At 48.2% G+C, this 18,530-nt stretch carries 13 protein-coding genes; 12 read left to right on the top strand and 1 reads right to left on the bottom strand.

Going from position 1 to position 18,530, the window contains the following annotated elements; translation table 11 throughout:
- Positions 1-134 precede the first annotated feature (134 nt).
- The 8 genes from DXD92_RS17490 to DXD92_RS17530 all read left to right on the top strand — a co-directional run bounded on the left by DXD92_RS17490 (position 135) and on the right by DXD92_RS17530 (position 11,087).
- Entirely contained in the window at positions 135-1,340 is a 1,206-nt protein-coding gene (locus DXD92_RS17490) for a GTP-binding protein (RefSeq protein ID WP_118641151.1), read from the top strand.
- A gap of 198 nt (positions 1,341-1,538) precedes the next feature.
- The gene (locus tag DXD92_RS17495) at positions 1,539-2,498 is read left to right on the top strand and encodes a TIGR03943 family putative permease subunit (protein ID WP_022462622.1); all 960 of its coding nucleotides are present in this window, start codon (positions 1,539-1,541) and stop codon (positions 2,496-2,498) included.
- Positions 2,499-2,718: 220 nt separating this feature from the next.
- Positions 2,719-3,303, top strand: a complete 585-nt coding sequence (gene pth, locus DXD92_RS17500) for an aminoacyl-tRNA hydrolase (RefSeq protein WP_022462621.1) — start codon at positions 2,719-2,721, stop codon at positions 3,301-3,303.
- Positions 3,304-3,308: 5 nt separating this feature from the next.
- The gene (gene mfd / locus DXD92_RS17505; RefSeq protein WP_118595552.1) at positions 3,309-6,833 is read left to right on the top strand and encodes a transcription-repair coupling factor; all 3,525 of its coding nucleotides are present in this window, start codon (positions 3,309-3,311) and stop codon (positions 6,831-6,833) included.
- A 187-nt stretch (positions 6,834-7,020) separates the two neighbouring features.
- Positions 7,021-8,430 carry a SurA N-terminal domain-containing protein gene (locus DXD92_RS17510; RefSeq protein WP_118595553.1) on the top strand — a complete coding sequence of 470 codons (1,410 nt, stop codon included), beginning with the start codon at positions 7,021-7,023 and terminating at the stop codon, positions 8,428-8,430.
- A gap of 247 nt (positions 8,431-8,677) precedes the next feature.
- Positions 8,678-8,965, top strand: coding sequence for a hypothetical protein (locus DXD92_RS17515; protein WP_055220917.1), 288 nt, complete (start codon positions 8,678-8,680; stop codon positions 8,963-8,965).
- Between the two features lie 215 nt (positions 8,966-9,180).
- Positions 9,181-10,065: a homocysteine S-methyltransferase family protein gene (locus tag DXD92_RS17520; protein WP_055220913.1), complete on the top strand. Its 885-nt coding sequence runs from the start codon at positions 9,181-9,183 to the stop codon at positions 10,063-10,065.
- A 311-nt stretch (positions 10,066-10,376) separates the two neighbouring features.
- A complete protein-coding gene (locus DXD92_RS17530; RefSeq protein WP_117801642.1) occupies positions 10,377-11,087 on the top strand; it encodes an HAD family hydrolase in 711 nt (236 codons plus the stop codon).
- A 114-nt stretch (positions 11,088-11,201) separates the two neighbouring features.
- Here DXD92_RS17530 and DXD92_RS17535 read toward each other — a convergent pair whose 3' ends face one another.
- Positions 11,202-12,563 (bottom strand): MATE family efflux transporter, encoded by a 1,362-nt coding sequence (locus DXD92_RS17535; RefSeq protein WP_118641153.1) that lies wholly within the window; start codon positions 12,561-12,563, stop codon positions 11,202-11,204.
- A 299-nt stretch (positions 12,564-12,862) separates the two neighbouring features.
- On the opposite strand from DXD92_RS17535, the gene DXD92_RS17540 reads away from it, so the two are divergent.
- From DXD92_RS17540 to DXD92_RS17555, 4 genes are all read left to right on the top strand, one after another.
- On the top strand, positions 12,863-14,437 hold the full coding sequence (locus tag DXD92_RS17540; RefSeq protein ID WP_117805276.1) for a carboxylesterase/lipase family protein: 1,575 nt from the start codon (positions 12,863-12,865) through the stop codon (positions 14,435-14,437).
- Positions 14,438-14,585: 148 nt separating this feature from the next.
- Entirely contained in the window at positions 14,586-16,157 is a 1,572-nt protein-coding gene (locus DXD92_RS17545) for an AAA family ATPase (RefSeq protein ID WP_117761311.1), read from the top strand.
- Positions 16,158-16,320: 163 nt separating this feature from the next.
- Positions 16,321-17,643 (top strand): carbohydrate ABC transporter permease, encoded by a 1,323-nt coding sequence (locus DXD92_RS17550; protein ID WP_243104946.1) that lies wholly within the window; start codon positions 16,321-16,323, stop codon positions 17,641-17,643.
- The gene (locus DXD92_RS17555) at positions 17,643-18,521 is read left to right on the top strand and encodes a sugar ABC transporter permease (RefSeq protein ID WP_227094136.1); all 879 of its coding nucleotides are present in this window, start codon (positions 17,643-17,645) and stop codon (positions 18,519-18,521) included. Before DXD92_RS17550 ends, DXD92_RS17555 begins: the two co-directional genes overlap by 1 nt.
- Positions 18,522-18,530: the final 9 nt, after the last annotated feature.

An 18,530-nucleotide genomic window follows, 5' to 3' on the forward strand; every position in this document is an offset into this window, starting at 1 on the left:
AAAAAGCAAGGGAAATTCTCTTGATTTTTTGTTCTATGGTTGCTATAATAAGCGTGAGTGTGGGGCGGAGGATAAACTTCGGCCCTTTTGCAGCTAACTATAAACGGAATCAACAAGATAAAGAGGTTAAATCAATGACAAGAATAGACATTATTTCAGGTTTCCTGGGCGCAGGAAAAACAACCCTGATCAAAAAACTCCTCGGAGACGCACTGAAAGGCCAGCAGGTTGTCCTGATCGAGAACGAATTCGGTGAAATCGGAATCGACGGAGGCTTCTTAAAAGATGCCGGTATCGAAATCCGTGAAATGAACTCCGGCTGCATCTGCTGCTCTCTTGTGGGAGACTTCGGCGCAGCATTAAAAGACGTTATCACCAAATATCACCCGGACCGCATCATCATCGAGCCGTCCGGCGTAGGTAAACTCTCCGACGTCATCAAGGCTGTAGACGGTGTAGAAAAAGAAGCAGGCGTAGCCCTGAATTCCGCAACAACCGTAGTCGACGTTATGAAATGCAAAATGCATCTCAGAAACTTCGGCGAATTCTTCGAGAATCAGGTAAAGAGCGCAGGAACCATCATCCTGAGCCGTACCGATAAAGCCGATACCGAAAAAGTAGAGGCAGCTGTAAAAATGCTCCGCGAACTGAATCCGGAAGCACACATTATTACCACACCGGTTGAAGTACTGGGTGGTAAGAAAGTACTCGATACGATGGAAGGTGCCATCATCAACCTTGCGCAGGTAGAAGAGGAAGAGCATCATCACCATCATCATGACCACGACGAGTGCTGCTGCGGCCATGACCACGATGAGGAGCATGAGCACCATCATCACGATCATGATGACGAGTGCTGCTGCGGTCACGATCACGAGGAGCACGAGCACCATCATCACGACCATGATGACGAATGCTGCTGCGGTCACGATCACGAGGAACACGAGCATCACCATCATGACCATGATGACGAATGCTGCTGCGGTCACGATCACGACCATGAGCATCATCATCACGATGATGCGTGTGGCTGCGGTCACGAGCATCACCATCATCACCACGCAGACGAAGTTTTCACAAGCTGGGGTCAGGAGACTGTGAAGACCTTTACCAAAGAGCAGATCGAAGGCATCTTAAAGAAACTTTCCGAGGATACCGCTTATGGTATGGTTCTTCGTGCCAAAGGTATGGTAGCAGGCGCCGATGGACAGTGGATCTATTTCGATATGGTTCCGGAAGAGTACGAAGTACGTGACGGAGCACCGGAATTCACCGGAAGAATCTGTGTCATCGGTTCCAAATTAGCAGAAGATAAGCTGGCAGAGCTGTTCGGACTGTAAAAATACAAAGTAGCTGCGAAAATTACGGTCCGCAGGGTACCTGTGAACTGTAGTGAAGCTGCCGCATCAGAAACAAAATCCGATGTGGCAGCTTTTTTCTTGATTTAGAGACAAAGCAAAAGGCACGCCCGGAATCTCAGCCGCAAAAGCAAGTGCAGAAAGATTCCGGGAGTACGTCAAAGACAACGGAGGTACAAAATGTACGAAGAAGACGAAGTAGAAATTCCGATTTATCTCATAACAGGATTTCTGGAGAGTGGAAAAACCTCTTTTATCAATTTTACCGTAGCACAGGACTATTTCCAGATCGACGGACCAACCCTTCTGATCACAACCGAAGAAGGTGAAGTAGAGTACGACGAAAAAGAACTGCTCAAACACAACACCGTCCTGGAAATCGTAGAAGGACCAGAGCAGTTTACCCTGGATTACCTGAAAAAACTGAACCGCAAATACCGCCCGGAGCGAATCATTCTCGAATACAACCCGCTCTGGAGCGTAAAAAAACTCGAAGAAATGGAACTGCCGCGCGGTTGGGGCATCGTACAGGAGATCGTGACCGTCGACGCAAGCTGCTTCCAGATCTATATGCAGAACATGAAATCCGTCTTCATGGAGATGGCAAAAAATGCCGATATGGTCATGTTCAACCGCTGCCGTCCGGAAGATCCGCTTCCATCCTTCCGCCGCAGCATCAAAGTAGTCAACCAGGCGTGCGACGTTCTGTTTGAGAATGAAGAAGGCGAAATTGACAACATTTTTGAGGATCAGATGCCGTTTGATACCGATGCCGATGTGATCGAAATCGACGATGCCGATTACGGAATCTGGTATGTCGATATGGGCGACAACCCGGAGCGTTACGAGGGCAAGACTGTTCATTTCCGCGGTATGGTATTAAAGAGCAAGGATGTCGGAGCCGATTTCTTTGTTCCGGGTCGTATGGCAATGACCTGCTGTGCAGATGATACTTCTTTTATCGGCTATGTCTGCAAATGCGCAAGCGCCAAATCTCTCGTAATGGGTTCCTGGGTTGACGTGACTGCAACGGTAAAATGGGGCTATATGAAGGTTTACGATGGCGAAGGCCCGGTTCTGTATGCAAAAGAAATCAAACCGGCCAAGAAACCGGAGAGCGAACTGGTATACTTTAACTAAACATTGCCGAAGCATTTCAGCGAATAAAAGAGCAGGAAAAAGGCTGCTCTTTTGTTCGTGTTCTTTCTTTATGACAGATGGAAAAACAATATATCATTTTTCGGTGCGGCGAAGCAGCTATTCGGTTATGCGCAAGTAGCGAAGTGGATGGAGAATATCCGTTTTGACCGTGACGTGAACAAAAACTGCGCCGGAAAATGGTCTGATGACAGGAGAATTTATGTATATTATAGTAGGTCTGGGAAATCCAACGCGCCAGTACGAAGGGACGAAGCACAATGTCGGATTTGATACCATCGATTATCTGATCGATGAATATCAGATCCCTTCCTCCGGTACAGGCCACAAGGCTCTGTTCGGAAAAGGCATGATCGCAGGTCAGAAGGTTATCGTTGCAAAGCCGATGACGTATATGAATCTGAGCGGTGAGTCTGTGCGGGAGCTGGTGAACTATTACAAAGTGGATCCGGAGAGCGAGCTGATCGTGGTTTACGATGATATCAGCCTGGCGCCGGGACAGATCCGTATCCGCAAAAAAGGAAGCGCGGGCGGCCACAATGGCATCAAAAACATCATCGCCAATCTTGGCACCGACCATTTTATGCGTGTGAAGGTCGGCGTCGGTGAGAAACCGAAAAACTGGGATCTGGCGGACTACGTGTTAAGTCCGTTTACGAAAGACGAACGTCCCCTTGTAAATCTGGCGATCGAGCATGCGGCAAAAGCAATCGAGCAGATGCTGAACGGGGATGTGGACGCAGCTATGAATGAGTATAACCGCAAATCTGCAAACCCGGCAGAGTAAGGAAAATGAAAGCGTTATTAGAACCGATCAAAGAAATTGCCCGTTTTGACGAGCTGTTCCGTGATCTGAAAAAAGGAACCGCAGGTGTGACGGTGATCTCGGGCTGTCTGGAAAGCCAGAAAGCCCACATGATTGCAGGTCTCTCCGAGGATGCCCCGGTGCGGCTTCTGATCGCGGAAAATGAATTAAAAGCAAAAGAATTATATGAGGATTACCGGCTGTACGATGCGGAGACGCTGTATTATCCGGCGAAGGACCTGATTTTCTATCAGGCAGACATTCACGGAAATCTGCTGATCCGGCAGCGGCTTCAGGTGATCCAGGCACTTCTTGAGCGGAAGGAAGTTACCATCATCACCAGTGTAGGGGGATGTATGGACTTTCTTCTGCCTCTTGGCGTGTTCGAAAAACATTGCATCCATCTGCGCAATGACAGCGAACTCGATCTGGATAAAATAAGAAAAGAGCTGGTGCGGCTCGGCTATGAGAGTACCTTTCAGGTGGAGTCGACCGGCCAGTTTTCCGTCCGCGGCGGCATTCTCGATATTTATCCGCTGACGGAACAGAACCCGATCCGGATTGAGCTCTGGGGCGATGAGATAGATTCCATCCGAAGCTTCGATGCGGAGAGCCAGCGGTCGATTGAAAACCTCGAGGAAATCACAATCTATCCGGCATCGGAGCTGATTTTAACAGAGAATACGATTGCGCGCGGTGTGAAAGCGATTAAAAAAGAGGCAAAAGCGCAAAGCACAAAGTTCCGCGACAAGATGATGACGGAGGAAGCGGCGCGTATCCGCCATGCGGCAGAGGAAATCTGCGATCAGATCGGCGAGGGCGAAATTCTGCAGGGAGCGGAGCAGTATCTTCATTATTTTTATCCGGAGACCGTCTCGTTTCTTGAGTATCTGCCGGAGAACAGCCGCATTTTCCTCGATGAGCCGAACCGCATCATCGAGTGTGCCGATGCGCTGGAAGCAGAATTTCAGGAGAGCGTGAGCCACCGTCTCGAAAAGGGATACCTCCTGCCGGGACAGGCGAAGCTGATGTGCAGTACGGCGGAGCTTGTGGCAAAACTGAACCGCCGCGGCTGTGTTGCCGTATCGCTGATGGAGCCGCAGAAGGGCGAGTGGAATATCCGTGACGAATTCAGTGTGACGGTGAAATCGGTCAATTCGTATAACAATCAGTTCCCGCTTCTGGTAAAAGATCTGAAATCCTGGAAAAAAGCGGGTTACCGTATTGTACTGGCGAGTCCGTCGCGGACGAGGGCGCAGCATCTGGCAGAGGACCTGCAGAATGAGGAGATTCCGGCCTTCTACAGCGAGAATGCGGAGCGTGTTCTGAAACCGGGCGAGGTCATGCTGATCCACGGCGCGGCCCGCAGAGGCTTTGAATATCCGATGCAGAAATTTGTGCTGATTACAGAGACGGATATTTTTGGAAAAGAGAAGAAGAAAAACCGGAAGAAATCGGAGTATTCCGGTCAGAAAATCCAAAATTTTGCGGATCTTTCGATCGGTGACTATGTCGTGCACGAGAGCCACGGTCTTGGTATTTACCGCGGTATCGAAAAAATTGAGATGGACCGCGTAACGCGTGATTACATGAAAATCGAGTATGCGGGCGGATCGAACCTCTATGTGCTGGCCACCCAGCTTGATACGCTGCAGAAGTATGCGTCCGGCGAAGCTGCAAAGGTGCCGAAGCTGAATAAAATCGGCGGTCAGGAATGGAATAAGACGAAAACACGGGTTCGCCATGCGGTAAAAAATATTGCACAGGATCTCGTGAAGCTGTATGCCGAGCGGCAGGCGTCATCCGGCTATCAGTTCGGAAAGGATACGATCTGGCAGAAGGAATTTGAGGAACTGTTTCCGTTTGAGGAGACGGACGATCAGCTTGCGGCGATCGAGGCGACAAAGGCGGACATGGAGAGCAAAAAGATCATGGACCGCCTGATCTGCGGCGATGTCGGATACGGCAAAACCGAGGTTGCAATCCGTGCAGCGTTCAAGGCAGTACAGGAGAGCAAACAGGTCGTCTACCTCGTTCCGACCACTATTCTGGCACAGCAGCATTACAATACGTTCGTTGAGCGCATGAAGGACTTTCCGGTGCGCGTTGATCTTCTGTGCCGGTTCCGCACGCCGGCAGAGCAGAAAAAAACGCTGGAGGATCTGAAAAAAGGACTCGTGGATATTGTCATCGGAACACACCGCGTTCTGTCGAAGGACGTAAAGTTCAAAGATCTTGGCCTTCTGATTGTCGATGAGGAGCAGCGGTTCGGCGTGACGCATAAAGAAAAAATCAAACAGCTGCAAAAAAATGTGGATGTTCTGACACTGACGGCGACGCCGATTCCACGTACCATGCACATGAGCCTGATCGGCATCCGGGATATGAGTGTGCTCGAGGAAGCACCGCAGGATCGCCAGCCGATCCAGACCTTTGTCTGTGAATACAATGAAGAAATGGTCCGCGAGGCGATTAACCGTGAACTTGCGCGGGGCGGGCAGGTTTACTATGTCTATAACCGCGTCCAGTCGATTGCGGATATGGCGAACACGATCCAGAAGCTCGTGCCGGATGCAAATGTAGGCTTTGCGCACGGACAGATGAAAGAGCGTGAGCTGGAAAAGATCATGTACGGCTTTATCAACGGAGAGATCGATGTGCTCGTGTCAACAACGATCATTGAGACAGGACTCGATATTTCGAATGTCAATACCATGATTATCCATGATTCCGACCAGATGGGACTGTCACAGCTCTATCAGCTCCGCGGCCGCGTCGGACGGTCGAACCGGACTTCCTACGCATTTCTGATGTACCGCAGAAACAAGATGTTGAAGGAAGTGGCGGAGAAGCGTCTCCATGCGATCCGTGAATTTACGGAGATGGGAAGCGGCTTTAAAATTGCAATGCGTGATCTTGAGATCCGAGGCGCCGGAAATCTGCTGGGCGCAGAGCAGTCGGGCCATATGGAATCGGTTGGATACGATCTCTATTGTAAAATGCTCGCAGAGGCTGTCCAGGAGGCGAAGGGCATCGCACCGGCAGAAGCGTTCGAGACAACGATTGATCTGAATGTCAGTGCCTATATTCCGGACAGCTACATCAGCAACGAGTCTCTGAAGCTTGACACCTATAAGCGAATTGCGGCGATTGAAAATAAGGAAGAGTATGAGGACATGACGGAGGAGCTGACCGACCGCTTCGGGGAACCGCCGAAAAATGTACAGAATCTTCTGGCTGTTGCAGAACTGAAAGCGCTGGCGCACTGTGCGTATGTGACGGAGCTGAAACAGATGGGCGATTCGGTACGAGTCACCTTACAGCAGCATGCAAAAATCGATGTGGCGCGGATTCCGGAGCTGCTGCAGAAATACCGAGACGAACTGAAATTCCAGATGGAGTCGCTGGCGTTTGTCTACACGCCGCGGCGGAGAAATTCAAAGGAAAAGATCGATCTGCTGGAGAAGAGCCATGCACTGGTGGAAGATCTGCTGCAGATCACACAGGAGTGAAATACTCGCATAACCACAAGATCGTGTGAAAAAGGCGTGAACAGGGAAGAAAAAAGTTGCCCTGTATCAACAAAAAGGGTATAATAGGAAAAGCGTTTATAAAAATCGATGCAGGACCGGAAATTCGAACGTGTAAAAAGAAAAACTCTTTTTGAGCATACATTTCGCCCTGCATGAGGAGGAAGTAATGAAAAATTTAAAAGCAAAAGCAGTCTGCGTTATGCTGAGTGCTTCGATGGCAGCGATGGGACTGACTGGCTGCGGTTCCGACAATGTGGACGGAACAAAAACGGCAATTACTGTAAATGACGAGTCGATTACACTCGGACAGGCAAATTTCATGCTGAGATATCAGCAGGCAACCATGTACAATTATTATTCCAAGATGTACTCGATGTACGGAATGCAGATGCCGTCTGAGATGTACGACAAGGAAGGCGACGATGGAAAGACTACCGGGGAAACGTTCAAGGAGCAGTCTCTTGATACGATCGAAAAAGAGCTTCTGATGCGGCAGCACGCAGAGGAATACGGAATTTCCCTGACAGACGAGGAAAAACAGCAGGCGAAAGAGGCTGCACAGGCATTCGCAGATAAGAACGGTGACGATGTGATGAAAAAGCTGCACGCAACCGTTGAGGACATCCAGGATGCACTGGAGCTGTATGTTATTCAAACCAAAATTTATGATCCGATCATCGCAAATGTAGATACCGAGGTATCCGATGAAGAGGCAAAGCAGACCTCCATCAGCTACATCACGGTATCCACAGCAGGAACCGAGAAGGATGACGATGGAAAAACGATTGATTTGACGGACGAGGAAAAAGCGGCAAAGAAAGAAATCGCACAGAGATTCCTGGATCTCTTAAAAGAGTCTGAGGATCCTGCAGCCGCATCGTTTACCGATCTGCGCAAGGAGCTGAACGATCAGTTAAATGCGGAGAATACCGCAGATTCCACCGATTCTGCCGACAGCTCCGATGAGAGCAGCTCTTCTTCCGATGCTTCCGACACAAGCGCATCCGACGCTTCAAGCGCGAGCACATCGAGCAGTTCCGCCAGCGATTCCTCCTCTGAGGTTTCTTATCTGACCTCTTCCGAGACATCCTTTGGAACCGGATCGGAGAAAGACGATGACGATACCTGTTCTCTTGGAGATAAAGTAGCGGAAGAAGCAGCAAAGCTGAAGGATGGCGAGTATTATGACGGTGTCATCGAAGGCGACGATGCATATTATGTGATCCGTGTAGATAAAGCATTCGACGAGGACAAAACCGAGTCCAGAAGACAGACTATCATTTCCAACCGCAAATCGGATAAGTACAACGATACATTGGATGGATGGGTAAAGGAGAGCGATATCAAGGTCGCATCCAACTGGAAAAAACTTGAAGTAACGGACGCAGATCTGTATACGATGACAGTTGACAGCGCTTCTACAGATTCCACAGATGGAACCACAACCGACAGTACAACAACGGACAGTACCGCAACGGACAGTACAACGTCTGACAGCACGACATCAGGCAGTACCGAAACGACATCGACAAGCAGCACAGGCACTGCTTCAACGTCTTCAAGCACTGCAGAATAAAAGCATACGATACAGGACAAACGGCAGCCGGATCCGGGAGAGGGGTCCGGCTGCTGTTTGTGTCTGAAAATATTTTGGAACAAAAAAAAGAAAATAATAGGGAATTTGTAGAATAAATTGACAATAGTAAGAAGCTTATTTAAAATGAAATTACAACCAGAGTGTATCTCGCAAATTGCGGAAATAATTTTTCGGACACGCTCTAATGTTCAGGCGAAAACGATGTACCAGGAAAGAAGGTGGAGAAATGAAGAAGGCAGTAATTTCCGTACTTGTCGGTACAGCAGTATTGGCTTTCGTTGCGTGTGGAAAAAATGCTGCAACGGAAAACAGTTCCGATTCGGGTGTTTCAACGGTATCGGCATCCTCGCAGGTGGAAAATGGACAGAAAGCAACCCGTGTGAACCAGGGAACAAATTTGTCTCCGGGGTCACCGAAGAATATCCCGTCCGGTGGGGGGAACAGCTCGGGCAGGACACATCATTCGGAGACGCATCATTCGGAGACACATCATTCAGACGCGCATCATGATTGAGAATGTCGGGGTTTGCTGAACATTCATGAACAGAAACAGACGAAGGGGTATCCAAAACGGATACCTCTTTTTTTACTTGTCGGGAAAACAATACAATGCTATACTGAACATGAATTTGACGCGAAAAGCGCGGCAGGTTCAGAAAAAACAGCCGGGATTTGTCAGTATACGCGGACATGTGCTGCAGGTAACTCGGGCAGAATGGAGAAAAGAAAATGACAAGAGAAGAATTTGAACAGCTTGCCGGAGCAGGTGTCATTTTATTGGATGGCGCAACCGGATCAAATCTGACAAAAGCGGGAATGCCAAAAGGAGTCAGTACAGAGCTTTGGGTTCTGGAGCACCCTGATATTCTGGCAAATTTACAGAAGGCTTACGTGGAGGCGGGAAGCCAGATTGTCTATGCGCCGACCTTTGGTGCAAACAGATTGAAATTAGCGGATTATGGAAGAGAAAACGAGGTGGAGGAGCTGAATGCACGCCTGGTGGACATCTCGAAAAAAGCGCTTGCCGGAACAGGTGCGCTGATCGCGGGAGATTTTTCCACACCAGGAAAAATGCTGCAGCCAAAAGGCGATCTCTCTTATGAAGAGCTGCTGGAATCCTACACAGAGCAGGTAACAGCGGTAGCAAATGCGGGCGTTGATCTTCTGGTAGCGGAGACGATGCTGAGCGTAGACGAAACGTGTGTCTTTATGGATGCTGCACTTTCTGTCTGCGATCTGCCGATTATGTGTTCTCTGACGCTGGAAGCAGACGGTTCTGCCCTGTTCGGCGGAAACGCTGTGGAAGCAGTTGAGACACTGCAGGAAATGGGAGCATCCGCCGTAGGACTGAACTGCTCGGTCGGACCGGATCAGCTTGAGGCAGTCGTAAATTCCATGAAAAAAGTGGCAAGAGTACCGGTTATTGTAAAACCGAATGCCGGCCTGCCGAAAATCACGCCGACCGGTGAGGCAATCTACAGCATGGATGCGCCGACGTTTGCAAAATATATGAACATTCTGGTAGACGCGGGTGCAGGCATTGTCGGCGGCTGCTGCGGAACGACACCGGAGTATATTCGTCTGGTGAAAGAAATGCTGGATGCGAGAAAGTAAATCAAAGATTACAATTCGCAGGAGACTGTGAGATGTAATGAATTCCCCTGTTGCGGACAAAATCTGTACGGGGGAATTTTTTTACGTTACCGGAAACTTCGTTGAATTTTCCGATAAAGTAAAAAGCCCTCCGGGCAGGATTCTTTCTTACAGAGAGCAAGACAAAACAGGTTTCAACGATCTGGTTTGGTGGACAGTCTGGGTGGAGAAAAAAAGATAGGAAGTCTGGAAAAAAGACATGGAATTGTGGAGAAAAGTCTGGTAGAATACGTGTCGTGTGGAAAACTTTCCGTAAGAAAGGATGATGAAGGATGTATCAGAATTATATTTTTGATTTATATGGAACTCTGGTAGATATACATACGAATGAAAAGAAAGCGTATCTCTGGAAAAAAATGAGCCTGTTCTTCGGCATGAAAGGGGCCGCCTATGAGCCGAAAGAACTCCGGATGGCGTATGAGACAAAAATCAAAGAGCAGGAAGCTGCGCTTAAAATGGAATGCCGCGGCAGCCATGTACCGGAAATCGACATTGCGGATGTGTTCCGGCAGCTGTTTGAGGATCAAGCTGTTTCGGTAACGGAAAAAGAAATTGCAGATCTGGCGAAAATGTTCCGTGCGATTTCGATAGAAGAACTGAAACTGTTCCCCGGCGTGCCGGAAATGCTGCAGCGTTTAAAAGACGCAGGAAAGAAGGTTTTTCTGCTGTCCAACGCACAGGCGCTTTTCACCGCGCCGGAAATTTCCCTGCTCGGCCTTACGAAATACTTTGATGGAATCCTGCTCTCATCGGATGCCGGTGTGAAAAAACCGGATCCGGCGTTTTATGAGATGCTGCTGAAGCAGTATCACCTCGATCCGGCAGAATGCCTGATGACAGGAAATGACGATATCGCTGACTGCCACGGTGCAGCCTCTGCCGGAATTGCAAGCCGTTACGTGGCAACGCGCCAGTCACCGAAAATAAACGACCCGCTGCCGGAAAACTGTGAGAAGATCGCGGCGATTGCGGAGTTATTTTAACTGAAGAGCATTCAGCAGCACTCCTGAAAAAATAATGCGAAAAAAGGGGCTGTCGCACTACGTTCATTTTCTTAGTGCAACAGCCCCTTTTGCTTATGTCAGGAAAGGAATCCTTCAGCTTTTCCGCATTCCTTTATCCCACCGGAATTTTCGATAGCAGGCATAGATCAGAACACTGCATACCAGCCATCCCGCCGGATAACCAAGTGCAATCGGAATGATGGAATCAAATATATGAGACATCACAAACAGATAAATCTGGCGGAACACGACGAAGCTTCCGAGCATCACGATCATCGGTGTTCTGGTGTCTCCTGCGCCGCGCAGGACGTTGGAGTAAACCTGGTTGACGCAGCAGAGAATGTAGAACGGGGAGAGCAGATACAGGAACAGAGTTCCATAACGAATCACAGCTGTCTCCTGGTTAAACAGATAGACCATTTGCGGGGCGAAAATCAGCAGAGGAATCATCATCACAATGGTTACAAGCTCAGCAAGCAGGAATGCGGTTGTAGCACCCTTCTTTGCACGGTCAATGTAGCTGGCACCGACGTTCTGTCCGGTGAAGGTGGTCGAAGCAAGACCAACACTCATCATCGGCAGCATCATAAACTGGTCGATTTTCATGCAGGCACTCCAGCCTGCCATAACATCCGAGCCGAATACATTGATATAGGACTGCACGAAAACGTTGGAAACGGAAGTCACCATCTGCTGGATCGCTGCCGGCAGTCCGACGCAGACGATGCGGTACAGCAAAGACCAGTCCATGCAGAGCTTTTTCCAACAGATGCGGTACGGGCCGTCTGTTGTGGTCAGCACATACAGCGTCAGAACCGCCGAAAGGCACTGTGCAATAACGGTTGCAAGCGCCACACCCTCGATTCCCATGCCGAAGGAAACGACAAACAAAAGATCGAGCACGGTATTGACAACAGCGGAAAAAATCAGGAAATACAGCGGATGGCGGGAATCGCCGACAGCGCGGAGAACGCCGGAGCCCATGTTGTAGAACATCAGACCGGCAACACCGCCAAAGTAAATTTTAAGATACGTTGCCGACTCACGGATGACATCGTCCGGTGTGCTCATCATGCGGAGCATGTACGGCGTGATGAGAATGCCGAGAATGGTAAAGACAATGGAGAGAATAAACGTCATCACCAGTGTCGTGCTGACGGTGCGGCTGACCTTTTCATCCGCCTTTGCGCCATAATACTGAGAGATAATGACACCGGCACCGGTGGAAAGTCCCATGAAAAAGCCGATCAGAGAATTGATGATCGGACCGACGGAGCCGACGGCGGCGAGTGCTTCCTTGCCGACAAAGTTGCCGACAACGATGCTGTCAACGGTGTTGTAAAGCTGCTGGAAGAGATTTCCGGCCATCAGCGGAAGCGAGAAGAGAAGAAGCTGTTTCCAGATAGAGCCCTGGGTCATATCGCGGGCTTTGCTCTTTTGTACTGTTTTCGTCATAGTAGTCCCCTTTTTTACGTTGATTTTACCTTCTTTTTTATTGTAGCACTTTGAAGTTGTGATGGAAATATCCATTTTTGACGTGATTTTCGGACTTTGTTGATATAAACAGCCGAAAATAAAAGTGAAAAGAATTGTTTCTGAAAAAATTGTCTGGTATAATAAGGAGCAGATGCGTAAATGCAAAAACAACAGATGCTTCAAAGACCGGTGCAAAAACGGAAAGATCAGGGGGATTTTGCGGTGGCTTTTTGGAAACTGCGCGTCACAGAACAGGATAGAAAGAAGGTAGCTGAAATATGGGAGATTATTTTGTATGCAGTAAAACAGATCCGGTAGTAGAGACAAAGGCGGGAAAGGTACGTGGCTTCCGCCTGAATACGACATACGCGTTTCATGGAATCCATTACGCTGAGGCGGACCGTTTCCAGATGCCACAGCCGGTGAAACCATGGAAAGGAATCAAAAATGCACTGGCATACGGCTATGTATGTCCGCTTTTAAAGCAGGATGAGCCGAACATGGAGGTGCTGGTACCGCATCGTTACTGGCCGCAGGACGAGCATTGCCAGAACCTGAATGTCTGGACACAGAGTCTTGATCCGGGTGCGAAAAAGCCGGTCATGGTATGGCTCCACGGCGGCGGCTTCAGCGCCGGCTCTGCGATTGAGCATGTGGCATATGAGGGGGATCACTTAAGCGAGTTCGGTGATGTCGTTGTTGTTTCCGTGAACCATCGGCTGAATATCCTCGGTTATCTCGATCTCTCGCCGTTTGGCGAAAAATACAAAAATTCTGCGAATGCAGGAAACGCAGATATGGTAGCTGCATTGCAGTGGGTACATGACAATATCGCGGCATTCGGCGGAGACCCGGAGAATGTTACGATTTTCGGTCAGTCCGGCGGCGGTATGAAGGTGGCAACGCTGATGAATACGCCGGCAGCAGACGGCCTGTTCCAGAAGGGTATCATCGAGAGCGGTGTTTATGAGGCAAAGGTTTATCAGAAAGAGGACGGAGACGGCACCGCGATTGTGAAGGCTCTGTTAAAAGAACTGAATCTGGACGAATCCGAGGTGGAGAAGCTTGAGACGATCCCGTATTATGAGCTGTCAAATGCGTACAATAAAGTTGAGGCAGAGGTTGCTGCGAAAGGCTGCTATATCGGACAGGGACCGATGGAGAACGGCTGGTTCCGCGGAAATCCGATCAAATGCGGATTTACGGATCACGCCAAAACGATTCCGGTGCTGGCAGGAACCAACATCGGTGAGTTTGATTTTGGACCGGTTGTGCCGGGAAAACATGAGATGAACCGTGAGGAACAGATTGCGTTTCTGACAAGAAAATATGGTGATGCAACGCCGGAGCTGATTTCTCTTTTTGAAAAAGCATATCCGGACAAAACAATTGTGGATCTGTGGTCTGTGGATACGTTCTTCCGTCCGGACACGATCGAATTCATTCGTCAGAAATCGGAGTTTACAGAAGCGCCGACTTATTCCTATCAGTTTACCTATGAATTCCCGATCGATGGCGGAAAAGCCGCATGGCATTGTGCCGAGATTCCGTTCGTATTCCATAACATCGACCGCATCGCCGTATGCAATGTCCCGGGCGAAACAGACCGTCTGCAGGAGCGTATGGCCACCGCCTGGATCAACTTTGCCCGCTACGGAAGTCCGGAAACCCCATCCCTCCCGAACTGGCCGGCATGCACCCCAGGGGATGAAGCAACCATGATTTTCGACAGAACCTGTGAAATCCGCCGCAACTTCGATCACGAGCTGGTGAAAAAATTGGTGGAAACCGAGTATAACCCGATGACACCGGTTGTGGAAGACGAGGAAGAGGACGCGTTCTTTATTCATTAATTAATTGACTCATAGCAATCCCAGAAAAAACAGCCAGAATGTTTTGCCTCAGTTAAAAACATTCTGGCATTTTTCAACTTATGCTAAATTGAACTTAAGGCAAGAATATCGTATGATAGAGGTAGAAAGAGAAAGGCGCAGGTGGAATATGGGAGTTTATCTGAATCCGGGAAATGAAAAATTTGCAAAAGCGGTTCAGTCCGAAATTTATGTGGATAAAACAGGGCTGATCGAGTATACCAATCAGGTGATTAATACTGTGCAGAGATATGTCTGTGTCAGCCGTCCGCGGCGCTTTGGAAAATCTATGACGGCGGATATGCTGACGGCTTATTATGGGAAGGAATGCGATTCCAGAGAACTTTTTTCTGGATTGAAAATTTCTCAAAATGCTGTATTTGCACAGCACTTAAATCAATATCCTACGATTTTTTTGAATATGCAGGAATTTCTGAGCCGGAGCAAGGAAATTGGCCAGGTGATTGACCGTGTTCGAAGAATGCTGCTGCGGGAACTGAAAAACAGTTATCCGGACGTGGACTACTTTGACGATACGGATCTGGTAGAATCGCTGCAGGATATTTATGCGGCAACAAAACAGTCGTTTGTCATTATCATTGATGAATGGGACTGTGTTTTCCGGGAATATCAGCAGGATAAAAAAGCACAGGAAGAGTATCTTGATTTCCTGCGGGATTTTCTGAAAGATAAGGTTTACGTAGCACTTGCCTATCTGACGGGTATTCTGCCGATCAAAAAATATGGAACCCATTCTGCACTGAATATGTTTGATGAATTTACAATGCTTGATCCAGGGCCGCTCGCAGAATATGTAGGATTTACGGAGCAGGAAGTAGAAGAACTCTGCGGCCGGTATCAGATGGATCTGGCAGAAATTAAAAACTGGTATGACGGCTATTCGTTCCCGGGAGAAAGTTCGGTTTACAGCCCGCGTTCGGTTGTCAATGCCATGCGATTCCGGAAAATCGGCAATTACTGGAATCAGACAGAAACATTTGAAGCACTACAGTGGTATATTGATCTGAATTTTGACGGCCTGCGGGATGACGTACTGCAGATGATGGCAGGGAAAAAGATTCCGGTGAACACGGGCAGTTTTACGAATGATATGACAACTTTCCGGACAGAGGATGATGTGCTGACACTGCTGATTCATCTTGGATATCTTGGTTATGAGGAACAGAATAAATATGTTTTTATTCCGAATGCCGAGGTACAGTCAGAATATGCCAGTGCGGTAACCGTTTCCCAATGGGGAGATATTTCAAAGGCACTGAAAAATTCCGCAGATCTTCTGCAGGCTGTGTGGGAAAAACAGGAAACACAGGTAGCAGAGGGAATTCGGCTGGCACATTTTGAAACGTCACAGCTTCAGTACAATGATGAAAATGCGTTGAGCTATACGATTTCACTGGCACTGTATGCAGCACGGAATTTTTACACGGTTTACCGTGAACTGCCAGGGGGAAAAGGGTTTGCGGATCTTGTTTTCGTACCAAGAAAAAGATACCAGGACAAACCGGCGCTGGTTGTAGAACTGAAATGGGACAAAACAGCAGAGGGTGCGCTTGCGCAGATTAAGGACAAAGAATATTGCAGAAGTCTGGAAGAATATCAGGGAAACTTGCTTCTGGTAGGAATTAATTATAATAAAAAGACAAAAGAACATGTTTGCAGAATTGAGGAATATCAGAAGTAAAAGGGAGAGAAGGTATTATGAATACTGAAAATCGTAATATTCGTTTTACTTCAACGGTAATTTGCAGGATCTTTTTGGGGATTTACTTGAAGATTTGCTGGTGGGAGAGAATCAGATTCTTGAGGGAAAGACGACAAGGTGGGAAGATGAGCAGAAAAACAGTCTGATCCTGTCTTTCCCGGACACGGATACATCGGAAGAGCGCGTTATTTTTCTGGGACTGGGAAATCTGGCTCACAAACAGATCGTAAAGGGTATTTTATTTCTGGCAGTAGAAATTGCGTATCTCCTGTTTATGATCGAAGGCGGTATCAACAATCTCTATCATCTCATCACCCTGGGCGGCCGTGCGCAGGAAGAGGTGTGGAATGAGGCCAAGGGTATTTATGAATATACCGGCGGCGATATGACAATTCTGTTCCTGCTCTACGGAGTAGCAACGATTTTTATTACGGTTCTCTTCTTTATGATCTGGCGTGTCAATATGAAGAGCGCTTATGAGGTAGAGTGTCGTGCAAAGGAAGGGAAACATATCAACACCATCAAAGAGGATCTGGAAGCACTCGTTGACAAGAGACTGCACTGGACCCTGCTGACACTTCCGATTCTTGGTATTGTGATTTTCACAATCCTTCCACTGGTCTTTATGATCTGTATGGCTTTCACCAGCTACAGTAAAGTCGGCGACCATCTGACGATTTTCCACTGGGTTGGACTGAAAAATTTCAGTACGGTTCTTGGCATGGGCAACTCGATCGGCAAGACATTCTGGTCTGTTCTTGGATGGACCCTGATCTGGGCTGTGCTCGCTACCTTCCTGAACTATATTCTTGGTATGATTCTTGCGATTGTCATCAATCGTAAAACAACCCGTATCAAGGGATTCTGGAGATTCTGTTTTATGCTCTCCGCTGCAATTCCGCAGTTCGTTTCTCTTCTTCTGATGCGTACGATGTTAAAGGACAACGGCCTGATCAACAACCTCTTGGTTCAGGCCGGTCTGATCAGCAGTCCGCTTCCGTTCCTGACAAATGCGACCTGGGCGAGAGCAACGGTTGTTATCATCAACCTCTGGGTTGGTATTCCGTTTACCATGATGCAGGTTACCGGTATCTTACAGAACATTCCGGGTGAGCTTTACGAGGCAGCCCGTGTTGATGGCGCAGGTCCTGTGACAATTTTCTTTAAGATTACGCTGCCGTATATGCTGTTTGTCACGACTCCGTATCTGATTACGACGTTTACGGGTAATATCAACAACTTCAACGTTATTTATCTGCTGACTGCAGGAGCACCGGTTCCGGTCGGAGCAACCGCCGGAAAGACGGACCTTCTGGTTACCTGGCTGTACAAGCTGACGGTTGACTTACAGTACTTTAACGTTGGTGCGGTTGTCGGTATTCTTACCTTTGTCATTCTGGCTGTGGTTTCACTGATCACGTACCGGAATACTGGTTCTTACAAGAACGAGGAGGGATTCCAATAATGAATAACAAAGAGAAAAAAACACACTCCATGAAAGCGCGTGGAATGATTTCCGATGTGATTGTACATGTGGTTCTGGCACTGCTTGCGATTGTGTGGGTGATTCCGGTTCTGTGGATTGCACTCTTAAGCTTCAGTACACAGAAGGGATCTTATGTTACCAGCTTTTTCCCAAAGGGATATACGCTTCATAACTATGTGCGTCTGTTTACAGATACGCAGGTGTTAGACTTTCCGCAGATGTTTAAGAACACATTTATCATTGCGGTGTTCAGTTGTCTGATTTCTACAATATTTGTGCTTTCGGTTTCTTACTGCATGTCGAGAATGCGGTTTAAAATCCGTAAGACTTACATGAACATCGCGATGATCTTAGGTCTGTTCCCGGCATTTATGTCGATGGTTGCTGTCTACTATATTTTAAAGGCAGTTGGCCTTTCGGAGGGATCGATGATCCGTGTGGCATTGATTCTGGTGTACTCGGGCGGTTCCGGAGCGGGATTCCTGCTTGCAAAGGGATTTTTTGATACGGTTCCGAAGGCACTGGATGAGGCGGCTTATCTGGATGGAGCAACGAGATTCCAGGTATTTACGAAGGTGACAATTCCACTGAGTAAGCCGATTATTGTGTACACGACTTTGAGTGCATTTCTGGGACCGTGGCTGGACTTTATTTTCGCAAAGGTTATCTGCAGGGCGAATGCGAAGTATTATACGGTTGCACTGGGTCTGTGGAAGATGCTGGAGAAGGAGTATATCGACAGCTGGTATACTTGCTTTGCGGCGGGAGCGGTTTGCATTTCGGTGCCGATTGCGATTTTGTTTGTTGTAATGCAGAGATATTATACAGATGGGCTTTCAGGAGCCGTCAAAGGATGATTTGTGGAG

Origin of the sequence: Blautia sp. TM10-2 (assembly GCF_003480845.1) — a bacterium.
Classification (GTDB): domain Bacteria; phylum Bacillota; class Clostridia; order Lachnospirales; family Lachnospiraceae; genus Fusicatenibacter; species Fusicatenibacter saccharivorans.

Excerpts from the sequence above, each read along its gene's own strand:
- DXD92_RS17555 (WP_227094136.1), top strand. The coding sequence starts at position 17,643 with ATGAATAACAAAGAGAAAAAAACACACTCCATGAAAGCGCGTGGAATG.
- DXD92_RS17530 (WP_117801642.1), top strand. The coding sequence starts at position 10,377 with ATGTATCAGAATTATATTTTTGATTTATATGGAACTCTGGTAGATATA.
- DXD92_RS17510 (WP_118595553.1), top strand. The coding sequence starts at position 7,021 with ATGAAAAATTTAAAAGCAAAAGCAGTCTGCGTTATGCTGAGTGCTTCG.
- DXD92_RS17490 (WP_118641151.1), top strand. The coding sequence starts at position 135 with ATGACAAGAATAGACATTATTTCAGGTTTCCTGGGCGCAGGAAAAACA.
- pth (WP_022462621.1), top strand. The coding sequence starts at position 2,719 with ATGTATATTATAGTAGGTCTGGGAAATCCAACGCGCCAGTACGAAGGG.
- DXD92_RS17495 (WP_022462622.1), top strand. The coding sequence starts at position 1,539 with ATGTACGAAGAAGACGAAGTAGAAATTCCGATTTATCTCATAACAGGA.
- DXD92_RS17520 (WP_055220913.1), top strand. The coding sequence starts at position 9,181 with ATGACAAGAGAAGAATTTGAACAGCTTGCCGGAGCAGGTGTCATTTTA.
- DXD92_RS17535 (WP_118641153.1), bottom strand. The coding sequence starts at position 12,563 with ATGACGAAAACAGTACAAAAGAGCAAAGCCCGCGATATGACCCAGGGC.
- DXD92_RS17540 (WP_117805276.1), top strand. The coding sequence starts at position 12,863 with ATGGGAGATTATTTTGTATGCAGTAAAACAGATCCGGTAGTAGAGACA.
- DXD92_RS17515 (WP_055220917.1), top strand. The coding sequence starts at position 8,678 with ATGAAGAAGGCAGTAATTTCCGTACTTGTCGGTACAGCAGTATTGGCT.
- mfd (WP_118595552.1), top strand. The coding sequence starts at position 3,309 with ATGAAAGCGTTATTAGAACCGATCAAAGAAATTGCCCGTTTTGACGAG.
- DXD92_RS17545 (WP_117761311.1), top strand. The coding sequence starts at position 14,586 with ATGGGAGTTTATCTGAATCCGGGAAATGAAAAATTTGCAAAAGCGGTT.